The sequence below is a fragment of the Companilactobacillus sp. FL22-3 genome (assembly GCF_054881455.1).
On sequence record NZ_JBTYYZ010000004.1, the window covers coordinates 201,584 to 214,534 of the forward strand.

12 protein-coding genes are annotated in these 12,951 nt (G+C 37.3%); 9 read left to right on the plus strand and 3 right to left on the minus strand.

The window, feature by feature from the left end:
* Nucleotides 1–254: 254 nt before the first annotated feature.
* Nucleotides 255–3,137, plus strand: a complete 2,883-nt coding sequence (locus ACYT32_RS05480) for a hypothetical protein (RefSeq protein ID WP_461793370.1) — start codon at nt 255–257, stop codon at nt 3,135–3,137.
* A 77-nt stretch (nt 3,138–3,214) separates the two neighbouring features.
* Here the strand turns inward: ACYT32_RS05480 and ACYT32_RS05485 are convergent, their stop codons facing one another.
* On the minus strand, nt 3,215–3,961 hold the full coding sequence (locus ACYT32_RS05485) for a MurR/RpiR family transcriptional regulator (protein WP_395264785.1): 747 nt from the start codon (nt 3,959–3,961) through the stop codon (nt 3,215–3,217).
* 120 nt (nt 3,962–4,081) lie between these two features.
* Between ACYT32_RS05485 and pfkB the strand changes: the two genes are divergently transcribed.
* The 5 genes from pfkB (at nt 4,082) to ACYT32_RS05510 (ending at nt 8,507) form a co-directional block, all read left to right on the plus strand.
* Nucleotides 4,082–5,011: a 1-phosphofructokinase gene (gene pfkB, locus ACYT32_RS05490; protein WP_395264784.1), complete on the plus strand. Its 930-nt coding sequence runs from the start codon at nt 4,082–4,084 to the stop codon at nt 5,009–5,011.
* 3 nt (nt 5,012–5,014) lie between these two features.
* Complete coding sequence (locus ACYT32_RS05495; protein ID WP_395264783.1) at nt 5,015–6,958, plus strand: fructose-specific PTS transporter subunit EIIC; 1,944 nt, start codon at nt 5,015–5,017, stop codon at nt 6,956–6,958.
* Between the two features lie 63 nt (nt 6,959–7,021).
* Nucleotides 7,022–7,726 (plus strand): MgtC/SapB family protein, encoded by a 705-nt coding sequence (locus tag ACYT32_RS05500; protein WP_395264782.1) that lies wholly within the window; start codon nt 7,022–7,024, stop codon nt 7,724–7,726.
* Nucleotides 7,727–7,870: 144 nt separating this feature from the next.
* Nucleotides 7,871–8,398, plus strand: a complete 528-nt coding sequence (locus ACYT32_RS05505) for a hypothetical protein (protein ID WP_395264781.1) — start codon at nt 7,871–7,873, stop codon at nt 8,396–8,398.
* Nucleotides 8,385–8,507, plus strand: coding sequence for a hypothetical protein (locus ACYT32_RS05510; protein ID WP_395264780.1), 123 nt, complete (start codon nt 8,385–8,387; stop codon nt 8,505–8,507). The genes ACYT32_RS05505 and ACYT32_RS05510 overlap by 14 nt, the downstream gene beginning before the upstream one ends.
* A gap of 179 nt (nt 8,508–8,686) precedes the next feature.
* Here ACYT32_RS05510 and ACYT32_RS05515 read toward each other — a convergent pair whose 3' ends face one another.
* Both ACYT32_RS05515 and ACYT32_RS05520 read right to left on the minus strand, forming a co-directional pair.
* Nucleotides 8,687–8,839 (minus strand): SPJ_0845 family protein, encoded by a 153-nt coding sequence (locus tag ACYT32_RS05515; RefSeq protein ID WP_164480478.1) that lies wholly within the window; start codon nt 8,837–8,839, stop codon nt 8,687–8,689.
* 72 nt (nt 8,840–8,911) lie between these two features.
* Complete coding sequence (locus ACYT32_RS05520) at nt 8,912–9,472, minus strand: hypothetical protein (protein WP_395264779.1); 561 nt, start codon at nt 9,470–9,472, stop codon at nt 8,912–8,914.
* A 212-nt stretch (nt 9,473–9,684) separates the two neighbouring features.
* Between ACYT32_RS05520 and uvrC the strand changes: the two genes are divergently transcribed.
* The 3 genes from uvrC (at nt 9,685) to ACYT32_RS05535 (ending at nt 12,894) form a co-directional block, all read left to right on the plus strand.
* Nucleotides 9,685–11,502 (plus strand): excinuclease ABC subunit UvrC, encoded by a 1,818-nt coding sequence (gene uvrC / locus ACYT32_RS05525; RefSeq protein WP_395264778.1) that lies wholly within the window; start codon nt 9,685–9,687, stop codon nt 11,500–11,502.
* 13 nt (nt 11,503–11,515) lie between these two features.
* On the plus strand, nt 11,516–12,352 hold the full coding sequence (gene map / locus ACYT32_RS05530) for a type I methionyl aminopeptidase (protein WP_395264777.1): 837 nt from the start codon (nt 11,516–11,518) through the stop codon (nt 12,350–12,352).
* Nucleotides 12,353–12,459: 107 nt separating this feature from the next.
* Entirely contained in the window at nt 12,460–12,894 is a 435-nt protein-coding gene (locus tag ACYT32_RS05535) for a hypothetical protein (protein ID WP_395264776.1), read from the plus strand.
* The last annotated feature ends 57 nt before the right edge of the window (nt 12,895–12,951 follow it).

A 12,951-nucleotide genomic window follows, 5' to 3' on the forward strand; every position in this document is an offset into this window, starting at 1 on the left:
TAAGCGCTACCCAATCTGTTGGAAAATTATTCTCAAGCTGTTCCCTGATTAAAGAATGGTCTATACATACCATGACTACCAAATTGTCGTGAGATAAATTAAAGAATAATGAGGCTTTCTTTAATGCAAAACATAGTGAAATTAATATTAATTGCGTCATTTCACGAGAAATAACTTTAGAAAATATGAGCTAGAAAGCACTTAACTCCATGATATGATTACCAAATCAATTTATGGGAGGGTGTTTTGTTTTAATGAGAAGGATGAGACCAATTTTAATATTGGCCAGTCTTTGGGTCTTGTTTTCAGCTTGTTTACCTACCACGATTAATGCTCAAACAACTGCAAATGAACCAATTACAGACGCTGGTCTAGATTCAATCGTTGATAAAAAAGACAACGCCGAGGTAATTATCACTTATCTTTTAGAAGATAAAAAAGAATTGCATCTCAAAACTGATCAAAAGGACGTGATTGATTCATCCAGCCTTGAAAAAGAGCTTGGTACCGAGAAGGTCAAAGAAAATTCCGAAAAAAATGAAATCAAATTGACTTTGGATGATCCAAATAAGGCCAGTTTCAAGATGAATGTCGATCATGAAAAACCGTTTTTGCTGACGGTAACAGATGCCAACGAACAAGAAATTTTTCATTATCAATTCAATCAACCTGAGAAATATGTCGAAACCGTTGATGACGATGATGAAATGGCTGAAGAATCAACTTGGACTAAGACTTCTAATCTCCGTGTCTCAAAAGGTCCCATTATCGAACATGAGGATGGGTCCAGTACACAACCAATTATTTATTTTGGTGATTACTTACAAGCCAGTCGCGAAAACGCAACTATTGCTAGTAGTTGGGGCGAACGAGGCAATTCGCGCCAAAATAGTTTGACTGCACCTAATAGTGGCATTATTTACGCTGAAGAAGGTAGTTCAGTTAAAGCGGGTCCAGATGCACCCAAGAATCATATTTACACGATCCATTATGGTGATTCTCAGAATAAAGACTATGGAACTGGTTTGTTAGAAGAAGAATTATTACCATATGGTGCACCAACCAGTTTTACTTCTAACAACCTGTTTAATTATGTCGTAAAAACTGATAATTCAGAGAAGCCCGGTACTTCAGGACCAAATAAGAATGGTAAGTCATATGCGATGTATGGTTTGCCTAATCTGTATTACCGTTTCAATCCGAGAACTGGGTTTGAAGAACAACGTTTAGTTTATAAACAAAAAGCCTTTTACGATGAGAAAAAGGGTCGAATCAATCCCGAAATTACCACCACCATTAAAATGTCATTTACCAAGACAGGTCGGGTGATAACTGATATTACTTATAAGAACACCGGCCAATTTCCATTCAAGGACTTCATTGGTTTTTCTAACCATGATTTGTCTTTAAATAAAGATGGTCAAGAATTGACGGATACTAATGGGAAAAAGATTGGTAATTATATCCCAATGCGCTCATTGTCTGATAATCGAGGCATGTATTTCCAATCGCCAAATAATGAAGTTCGAACGAGTTTTTATATGAATCAAGATGATGCACCAGCTGGTTGGTCAGCACGTTCAGCTGGTAAGTCGTTTGTTGCCAACAAAGGATATTTGTATAATCCCGGTCTTTTGGGAATAGTAGCCGCCCGTAGTGTGACTTACTATCCTTGGAAAAAAGGGAAAGCTCCATCTGGTAAATATTTCGATGATAACAAGCATCGTTATAATTTTCCTTGGACGCCCAAACATTATCCAAATGCTTTTAAAGATCGCAATGATACTGGCGATAAAGCTAATATGAGAGGTGCCGGAGGTCGACTTGGTACTAATTCTGAATCAGATCCCAATTGGGATGCTGGTTTGACAATGCGGACTAAGTCTAAAACCTTAGAAATCGGTGAATCCGTGCATATGCAGTATGGGACTTTAACCGATGTACCTGGTAGTACCTTTGACCCGGTCGTTGAGTATGATAACTTAGGAACCGAAGATAATCCTCAAGTGTTGGATTTAGGTACTCCTGAATTGAAACTCAAAGGACAATGGTACGACTTTGATAGTGAGGATGTTACGATTTACTATGCAATCGACAGTGATGCCGAAGAAGACATGATCAAGGGACTTTTCCATCACGGCACTCAGACGACAGCAGAAGCACAACGTGGTGATTTTCATAGTTTTGAAAAACCAGTCGATCTTTCGGGATTATCAAAGGGAAATCACAAAGTATACTTGGTGGCAATTGACAGTGATGGCAATGAGTCAGTAGTTTCAGAACATTATTTTAAATTAGTTAAAACGGCTGATAAGAATGGTGGGCCACTGATCGATGTCAATTCGCCAAGTAGTACTGAAGAATCCCCCTTTGCACCAATTGCGGACACGATCCACTTATCAGGGACTTGGTCAGATAAAAAGTCTAATAAGATAACTTCACTGTCTTATCAAGTTGATGAAGAACCAATCAATATCATTCAAACTGATATTAAAAATAAAAAACCTGGTAATTCAGTCAGCTGGCTGATACCAAGTATTAACATTTCTGAATATAATGATTTTGAGAAACATAAGGTTGTCGTGACCATTGTCAATGAAAAGGGTCAAAGCAGTTCTGATACATTTTATTTCCAACATATAGCAGGTCGTTTAAACTTGACCGCTCCTGAGACAATTGATTTTGGTAGCTTATCAGTCTCTCAAACTGCAGGTAACCCAGTAAGTCCTGATCTAAAAGGTGGTCGGATAATTTTAGACGATTTCAGGGCTCCCGGCTCAAATCCAGTCGCCGTAAGTTTAGCTATCAATACCTTTTACAAGTCAGATGACAAGCCCAATGTAGATGGTAATAATGGCGACGATGAAGATGATGATGGTGATAATGATGATGATTTCAGATTAGACAGAGAACAATTATTACACGATGTCTTTTGGGAAGGCCATCATGCTACCAGTAAAAATGTCTTGGTTGGAAGAACTAGTGGGCCAAAGAATGAACAATGGCAACAAAAGACTGACTTTACCAATGATATCGTAAAGAATCTCCAATTGAGTTTCCGTTCAAATAATAATGGTTCAACACCAGGCAAATATGTCAGTGACTGGACTTGGGAAGCAGTCGATTCAGTGCAATAAGCTCCATCTTAAAAATACGTAATTAAACTTTTGATCGTCTGAACACATTTTGTGCTCGGACGATTTTTTTTGTCGGATTATTTTTTAAGCCGAATTACATATGAATCTAATAAAATGCGACTGATGACTTGTAATGGTAAACGAGATCTGACTTCGTAATCGGGGAAATATGATGTTTGAGATTTATAACCAAGCAACACCATCTCGGAATACTTTGTAATTGAGCTACTTTCATTCGTTGTGATGGTGATAGTACTGACACCATTTTCAAAAGCATTTTTGGCTCCCTGGACTAATTCCTTCGTTTCGCCGTTTAGGGTGATGATGATTACTAAATCTTCACGTTTGATTCGTTTACTCATCGTGACGATGATATTCGGATCAGAACTCAAAACGCAATTTTTTCCTAAGAGTTGTAATTTGACGAGCATTTCCTGAGCAATAAATTCAGAAAAACCCCGTGCAAAAATATAAATGTTCTCTGCATTTTGAATTTTTTGAATTGCGTCTTCAATCGTACCGACATTTAAAGCCTGGAGAGTATTATCGACTTCATATTTGTTTTTTAGAACAGCTTTTTTGATGTCACGGTCAACTTTTTCAAGATTCTTATATTGTGAGTTGTCCTTGTTTTGAACTAATAGACTTTGCCGAAAGTCTGTATAGCCTGAGTAGCCCATTTTTTTAGTAGCTCTAACAATCGTTGCAGTGGAAACATTTGCTACTTCGCTTAGTTTGATGATGGACAGTTTGGGGATGTCACTGAGATTTTCCTGAATATAATTCCACAAATATTGTTCGGAAGAGCTTAACTTAGCTGTCAAATGACGGCCTCCTTTTTGTAAAACTTTTTCATAAATTTAGTTTTAATTTTATTTTATGTAAACATTTACATGATACCACGCGTTAACATGGAATTAAGCAAATGAAAAGGGGTTAACTAAATGATTTATACTTGTACCTTAAACCCAGCGATAGATTTATTTATTGAAACAAATGACTTGTTACCAGAGGTCGTCAATCGGACCAACAGTTATGATATTCAACCGAACGGAAAAGGGGTCAATGTTTCTTTCATTCTGAAATCTTTAGGAGTTAATAATACAGCTTGGGGCGTCGGTGGTGGATTTACGAGTGAATTCATCGAACAGTCGTTAAGAGATCGTGGTATTTCAACAGATTTTACCCATATCGATGGTATCTCCCGAATCAATGTTTTCACTCGAGTAGTCAATAGCGATACAGAATTCAAACAGGTTAACAGTGGGCCTGAAGTTAATGATGAGGCTGTGAAAGCTTTCTTAGAAAAAGTTTCACAATTGAAAACTGACGATAAGTTAGTAGTATCAGGAAGCTTTTCCAAAGGAATCGATCCTAAAATTATCGTTACCATCGCTCAGATGGCACATCAACAGCGTTTTGATTTGATCATTGATACCAGTTATTCCGAAGTTGTCGACGCAATTAAGTACCAACCATACTTGATCAAACCAAATGATGCGGAACTTTTGAGTTGGTTTGGACAGGATCAAACTGATGATATGAATGTTTTGATCAAAGATGCCCAAAAATTAGTTGATCGAGGGGTTAGTCAGGTATTAGTTTCCTTAGGAGCAAAGGGAGCTTTACTAGTTAATAAGCAGCAAGTGATTTTTGGTAATGCGCCTAAAATCAAAGTAGTTAATACAGCTTGTTCGGGCGATACAATGTTAGGAACTTTTTTAGCTGGAATTGAACAACAATTAGATGTTGACGATAACTTGAAACGAAGTATTGCTGCTGCCAGTTCCACTGCCGCTACAGCTGGGTTAACGGATTTTCATGATGTAAAAGACTTGTCAGGACAGATTAAAATTACTCATTTGGAGGGATGAAATATGACAAAGTATCAAATTATTGCTGCCACTGGGTGTCCAACCGGAATTGCACACACCTATATGGCACAAGAAGCGCTTGAAGAAGCAGCTAAAAAAATTGGTGTGTCAATTAAAGTTGAAACTCATGGACAATCAGGTGTTGAACACGCTTTTACTAAATCGGAAATCGAACAAGCCGATGGGGTTATCATAGCAGCAGATAAGGATGTTGATATTGATCGCTTCGATGGTAAGCGTTTAATAAACGTTTCGGTAACTAAAGGAATGAAGGAACCGGATGAATTGATTGAAAAAATCTTACATGATAAAAATGTTCCAGTTTATCATGCTTCTGGTAGTTCAACTACCAGCTCTAGTGAAGAATCAGAATTAACTGGATCGTTTTGGCATAAATTATATGTCTATTTAATGAACGGTGTTTCCCATATGTTGCCTTTAGTTGTTGCTGGTGGTGTACTCACTGCGGTTTCATTTTTCTGGGGAATTAATTCGGCAGATCCCAAAAGTGCAGAATATAATGCTATCGCCGCTTTATTGAATACTATTGGCGGTTTTGCAATGAATTTAATGGTTCCCGTACTTTGCGCCTATATTGCAGAGGCAATCGGTAAAAGAACTGGATTAGTTATTGGCTTTGTTACTGGTATGATTGCTTATACAAATGGTACTGGTTTCTTAGGTGGTATCGTCGGTGGATTCTTAGCTGGTTATATCGCAGTTCTTTTGACAAAGTTGTTCAAGACCTTGCCAAAGTCATTAGATGGATTGAAATCAATTTTTATTTTTCCAGTTTTGGGAGTTCTGATTTCTGGAACCATCATGTGGTATGTTTCAGTACCAATGAAAGATATCAATCAAGGTATGATGGCATTTCTAAAGAGTATGGAAAATTCCAGTCCCATCTTACTTGGTTTAATCGTTGGTATAATGTGTGCCGCTGATATGGGTGGCCCTATCAACAAAGCTGCCTATTTGACAGGTACTGCTTTGCTTGCTCAAGGTAATTATTATTTCATGGCAGGTGTCTCCGCAGCTTGTATCGCACCACCTTTAGCCACCGGTTTTGCAGTTCTTTTGAATAAGAAAGCTTATTCTGCGAAAGAACGTAGTGCAGGTTATGTTAACTTCTTACTTGGATCAACTCATATTACTGAAGGTGCTATTCCATTTGCAGCAAAAAATCCATTGTTAAATATTCCATCATTCATGATTGGATCGGCCATTGCAGCAATTTTATCTTATGTCACCAGAATTTCTGTACCAGCCCCACATGGTGGATTCATCGTTTTACCATTAGTTAATAAACCTTTCTTATGGGTCTTATGGATTGTTATTGGTGCTTTGGTATCTGGTTTCCTACTATCAATCATAGCGGGACGTCAAAGTCGCCACGATCAAGTTTTGGTAACTCCAGAAGGTGCAGTTGTCTCTGATTCCCAAGATTCAGAGGATAGTGATGATGCAGTTGAAGAACCTCAAAGTGAATTAAGTAACATTATTAATGACAATAATATTGCCTTAAATGTTCAAGCAAATACACGTGATGATTTATTGAAATATCTTGCAAATTTTGCTGAGAAATTAGGATATACAACTGATTCAAAAGCTGTTTATCAGAAATACTTAAAGCGTGAAGCAGAAAGTTCGACTGGTATGGAAAAAGGTATCGCAATTCCTCATGCACAAGATGGCTCGGTTGATAGATTGACGATGGGAATTGTCACTTTAAAACAGCCTCTTGACTGGGGAAACGGCAATCAGGTTCGAATCGTTTTAGCCTTGATCATGCCCGATCCTGAAAAGGATTATCAACATGTTTCGTACTTGTCGAGTATTGCCCGACTATTGTCGGACCCAAAATTTGTCCATACCCTGAAAAAGGCGGCTGATTCTGAGAGAATAGCTCAATTATTCTTAGACAAATCTCTCAGTGATAAAGCCTGATTGCTAAATTTTTGAGGATTATACTAGAGGGTGACGAATAAAAATGTTAATGGGAGTGGTTTTTTGCAGAGTCAATTAAGTGTTTTAACGGTCATGATCAGACTATTGATTTCTGTTTTGTTTTCAGGAATAATTGGGATCGACCGGGCCTACAAACATCGTCCAGCCGGATTGAGAACACATATTTTAGTTTGTTTGGGAGCTTGTATTATTGCGATGATTCAGCAAAATATCGGCTTCAATGCTTTAGAGATGGCACTGCATCATCCCGAATTAAAAGGAGTTTTGCGGGCTGATGATGCCAGATTAATTGCCCAAGTTGTCAGTGGAATCGGTTTTTTGGGTGCCGGAACTATAATCGTCGAGCACCATTCAATCAGAGGACTGACGACCGCGGCCAGTTTGTGGGTCGTTGCCTGTATCGGATTAGCAGTTGGTATGGGAGATTATTTGATAGCAGTTGCTGGATTTTTAGTCGTTTATGCGGTTCTAGGATTTTTAAAAAAAATTATTCGCATCAGTCCAGTGCGCAAACTGAAAGTCGAGTATCTTCATAAAATTGAATCGAAGAAATTCATCGACGATTATTTTCAGAAAAATAAAATTACTGTCGAAGGCGTCAGTTTCAGTGTCGAACGTTTGAATAATGAAAAAGTTTATACGAATGTTTATTCGATTGATTTTGGCAAAAGCTTAGACTACGTTGATATTGTTGAAGGTTTGTCGATGAACGAAAATATCATTAAAGTTGAAACAATCAACGTTTAAAAAAGACAGAGATTATTCGAATATGAATAATTTCTGTCTTTTTGTATCAGCTTATTAATATGAAAAAATTTAAATATTTAAATGGTTCAAATCAATTGAAATTTGTATAGACCTTTGTTATCTTGTGGTTATTGGGGGAATTAAATGATAAGAAAAGTACCAAGCGAAATCCTTATCGTCTTATTCTGTGGGATCATGTTTTTATCTTTTTATATTGGCATTTTTAAGATTCAAATCAATAACAATTTGCAAGAATTGAGAATTACCATGCTCGATCAATCAAGACAAAGAACAGTTTCGGAGTTTTCTAGAGAACGCAAGAATTATGATTATGTTTCATTTGAAAATTTGTACATCAATACCAGCTTGTATTATGGCGCAAAGATTTACCAATGGGGACACATAAAGAGGTTCGATCTTAATCACAAATATTTGTTGGTGGCGTTGGATGGAAATGACGAGTCGAGGATTGTCAAATTGAAATATGAACAATCCAAATTTGAACGTGGCGATGTTGATTTAAGAATAAACACACCCATTAAATTTTACGGCAATGTCAAAACGACAGAGCGATATATTAGTGAGAAAGGTCTAAAAACCTCTCGCCCGGTAATATCGGCTGACTTTATTCAGACTAAGATAAACGGAGGAGAGAAATTTGGAATTGTTTAGGGATATTTCAGATGATTATTTTGAATATTTAATGTATCAAGAATTAGTGGAATTGCGTAATGAGGAAAATCAGCTAATTAATCCTTTCGAAGACGAAGATGAGTTGTAAACAGGGTCAACAGTTTATCATTTGGGTAGCGCTTTTCTACCAACACGATTTAACTTAGATACCAAAAAAGCCTAGGACAATTGAGTTCTAGGCTTTTCTAATTCAAAGGATTCTTTTTGAAGAAATAGTAAAAATAAATGGCTTCCACTTTTAAACAAAGTGACATTAAACAAGAGAAATTATTTTTTATCTTTCAGATTCTTTTGATCTTTTGAAGATTTCTTATCGGCAGAATCTACGCGTTTTACGTTTTCTTTTACATCATCGGGAAGAGAGGCAAACTTATCAAATAAACTGCCAAAATTACTTTCACGTTTCACTGTTAGGCCCATCGGTACCAGCCCCTTTCAAGTTTCATTTTTAATTAACTATATTATAGAACCTAAGTGCACAAAAGGCAATTTTTAGTTAACTTTTTTAATTTTACCAGTAGCAATAGGCAAAGTCACATGAGCATCATAATTGCCAACTACGCCACCTACGGAAGCAGGTAGCTCAAGTGATTGAGGAACACCATGAACATAGACTACTCTCTTATCTAAGTCCAATTTGTCTGTTCCAAAAACTGACTTGAATTGAGATTGTAACTGATCCAAAGGAACGTCTTTTTCATAGGCAAAATGACCGTTCTCATCAGAGACGGGATAATTATCATTTGGAACATCGATTTTTTCTGGAGCATTGTCGAAAGGCACCATAGTTGTACCTGAGACCGCTTCAGTTTCTGGCAAATCGACTAAGCCGTCGTGATTTACGTCTTGACTCATTGTAGCAATTTGAGCATCTTGGCCATTCTGAAAACCATGGAAATGTTCCCAATGCTGGGTGTTCTTTGGTGTATCAAACATTTCGATCTTAATGTGCAAATTGTTCTCTTCAACAGTAAACTCAGCTGATCCGTGAGCACTGCTGCCGATAAACTCGGCGTTTAATGGTACGATCTCTGCGATATATTTTTGACTCATATGACGATACCTCCGATTGATTTTATTTAATTTAATTTTACAAAACCAATCATAAAGGGTGAAAAATAATTGTCAAACAATCAGCAATAATCTTTTTAGCAGACCATTCTAATGAAAGAAAAGTATAATAGAACATATGGTTGCATATAAGTTGACAATTAGTAAGAATAACTTATGATTAACAGAGTCTGAATTAAAAGGGAGGTTTATTGTTGGCGACTGAATATATAGAACATAAACTAAGCCTGCTGCCACCTCGTCCGGGTTGTTATCTAATGAAAGATATCAACTCTAAAATAATTTACGTTGGAAAAGCTAAAAATCTTAAGAATCGGGTTCGGTCTTATTTTAAGAGTTCTCATGAAGGTAAGACAGCACGACTAGTTTCGGAAATCCGTGACTTTGAGACGATCATTACTTCCAATGATAAAGAAGCCTTTTTGTTGGAAATAACTTTGATCCAGAAACATCAACCTTATTACAACATCAAACTAAAACGAGGGACCGGCTATCCTTATATAAAAATCACTAACGAGCGTGATCCTAAGATGGAGATCACCGGTTTGATCAAAAAAGATGGAGCCTATTATTTTGGACCTTATCCAAATGTTTGGGCTGCATCAAATACTCTAAATTTCTTACAAAAAGTCTATCCATTGCGTCGCTGTCAGGGACATTTAGGTAGACCTTGTTTGTATTACCATATGGGACAATGTTTAGGAGCTTGTTTCCAAACTGTTCCTCAAGAAAAATATGATAAACAAATTGAAAAAATCAAGAAGTTTCTAGGCGGCAATGTTGGTGAAATCAAGCATCAACTAGAACGGCGAATGGAAACAGCCTCAAAAAAAATGGAGTTCGAACGTGCAGCTGAATTGCGTGACCAGATCAAATATATCGAGACTACGGTTGAGAAACAAAAGATCATTTCTAATGATAGTACACCGCGAGATATCTTTAATTACTATGTCGAAAAAGGTTGGATTTCCATTCAAGTTTTCTTTATTCGACAAGCCCGTTTAATGAAACGAGAGAAGAAAGTTTTTGCCTGTATTAATACGCCAGAAGAAGAATTATCGACCTATATTTTGCAATTCTATAATCGCCGGAACCAAGTTTTACCAAAAGAGATCTTAGTTCCAGATAATTTGGATAAAAAGACGCTTTCTCAAGTTTTGAATATTCCTTTCCGAACACCGCAACGTGGTCAGAAAAAAGACTTGATGGATATGGCCGCAGAAAACTCAAAATTAGTTTTGCAAGAGAAATTCCGCTTGATGGAGTTAGATAATCGTCAAACTTATGGTGCCCAGAAGCAAATTTTTGAAGCTTTAGACTTGCCTTATGGTCATATTATTGAATCGTTTGACCATTCGCATATTCAAGGGACCAATCCCGTTTCTGCGATGGTAATGTTTAAAGATGGCCGTCCTGAAAAGAGTGGTTACCGGAAGTATAAAATCAAAGGTGAAGTTGAGCATCAATCGGGAGCAGATGAAGCTGCCAATACTCGAGAAGTGATCTATCGACGTTATTCACGTTTGCTGAAAGAAAAGTCGCCATTACCAGATTTAATTCTAATGGATGGTGGTATCATTGAATTGCGTGCTGTGATGGACGTTTTAGTCAATGAACTGGGAATCGATATACCTGTGGCCGGAATGGTCAAAGATGATCACCATAATACTTCACATTTGATCGTGGGAGAAGATGGTGTGGAAGTACCGCTCGACCGTAAGAGTCAAGGCTTTTACTTATTACAAAGAATTCAAGATGAAGTGCATCGCTTTGCTATTACTTTCCATCGTAAGACCAGAAGTAAGAATGCTTTGTCGTCACAATTGGATAATATTCAAGGCGTAGGGCCCAAGACTAGGACAAAATTATTAAAGAAATTTGGTTCTGTCAAGAAGATGAAAGAAGCTTCCATAGAGCAATTGACTGACTTAGGTATTCCTAAGACAACGGCTCAGACGATTAAAATTACGTTAGCAAGTACTGATTTTCACAAAAAGTATCACAAAGGATAGAGGGAGAGATTTAATGATCACATTAAAGTCAGAACGAGAGATTGAGGGAATGCGTGAATCCGGCAAGATTTTAGCTGGAGTTCATTTAGGTTTAAGAGATATCATCAAACCTGGTATTTCCGCCTATTCGATTGAAGAGTTCGCCAACGACTACATTGAAGCCCATGGAGCAACTCCTTCAGAAAAAGGGTTTGAAGGCTATAAATATGCTACTTGCGTTGATGTTAACGATGAAGTAGCTCACGGTACACCAAGAAAAGATCTGATTTTGCAAGAAGGCGATATCGTCAAAGTGGATATGACGGTGAACTATAAAGGCTATGAAAGTGATTCTTGCTGGAGTTATGCGGTCGGTTCAGTCAGTCAAGAAACTTCTGATTTGATGGAAGTAACCAAGAAGTCTTTGTACTTAGGAATTGCTCAAAGCGTTGAAGGTAAACGATTAGGCGATATTGGCTATGCAATTCAACATTACACCGAAGACGAGCATGGCTATGGTGATGTCCGTGATCTTTGTGGACACGGAATTGGACCTACGATGCACGAAGAACCAGACGTTTTGCACTATGGTGAACCTGGTAAAGGTTTGCGCTTGAAGAACGGGATGACCATCACTATTGAACCAATGATCAACGAAGGTACTTGGGAGATCGTCGATCGGTCACTTAAAGACCCTAACGATGACTGGATCTATTATGCCAGTGCTGATGGTTCATGGTCAGCTCAATATGAACATACTTTGGCCATCACTGAAAATGGTCCGCAGATTTTGACTTCCCAAGATGCCGCAGAAGATGAAAAATATTTAAAGTGGGCTCATGATTATCTAAAAGAACATAATCAATTGTAATAATTTCTTTACATTCGAATAAGTCTAATTGCAGACAGAAAAAAATGATTTGTTTTAAAATATAGATAGCAACAAAGTCTAGCTTTAAGAAAAGCGAGGTAGTTACTATGTTATCAGAAATTGATCGCGCAATTGAGTTAGTGAAAGATGATTCTATTACAGCCTCAGAAATTCAACGACTAACTGGAATTGACCAGAAACTGCTGAATGAGGCTAGGAAAGCTGGTAATGTTGCAACATTTGTCAATAACTTGAAGTACAACGAAGTTATTGATTTAGCCAACCTCTTTAATGACACCCAGATTGACTATATCAATCAAAATTTTGACAATGATTTTTATAAATTCGTTGTTAGAATGGGCGATTGGTTCGACGAATCGATCGGTATTCAAGAGGAGTATTATCATTCTGAAGAAGCGATGGAAGATGACTTGATGATCGCCACCGCTGTTCAAACTCTGAATGATATTTCGACTAAAGATAAATCAATTATGTTAGACCTTTATTTCAGTTATGCACGAGACGAACAGAATATGAAGTAAAACAGCATGATATTTTTTAAATTTAAATAAATTCTATACCCTCAAAGTTTTCTAACT

Excerpts from the sequence above, each read along its gene's own strand:
- ACYT32_RS05480 (WP_461793370.1), top strand. The coding sequence starts at position 255 with ATGAGAAGGATGAGACCAATTTTAATATTGGCCAGTCTTTGGGTCTTG.
- pfkB (WP_395264784.1), top strand. The coding sequence starts at position 4,082 with ATGATTTATACTTGTACCTTAAACCCAGCGATAGATTTATTTATTGAA.
- ACYT32_RS05495 (WP_395264783.1), top strand. The coding sequence starts at position 5,015 with ATGACAAAGTATCAAATTATTGCTGCCACTGGGTGTCCAACCGGAATT.
- ACYT32_RS05505 (WP_395264781.1), top strand. The coding sequence starts at position 7,871 with ATGATAAGAAAAGTACCAAGCGAAATCCTTATCGTCTTATTCTGTGGG.
- ACYT32_RS05515 (WP_164480478.1), bottom strand. The coding sequence starts at position 8,839 with ATGGGCCTAACAGTGAAACGTGAAAGTAATTTTGGCAGTTTATTTGAT.
- ACYT32_RS05520 (WP_395264779.1), bottom strand. The coding sequence starts at position 9,472 with ATGAGTCAAAAATATATCGCAGAGATCGTACCATTAAACGCCGAGTTT.
- map (WP_395264777.1), top strand. The coding sequence starts at position 11,516 with ATGATCACATTAAAGTCAGAACGAGAGATTGAGGGAATGCGTGAATCC.
- ACYT32_RS05535 (WP_395264776.1), top strand. The coding sequence starts at position 12,460 with ATGTTATCAGAAATTGATCGCGCAATTGAGTTAGTGAAAGATGATTCT.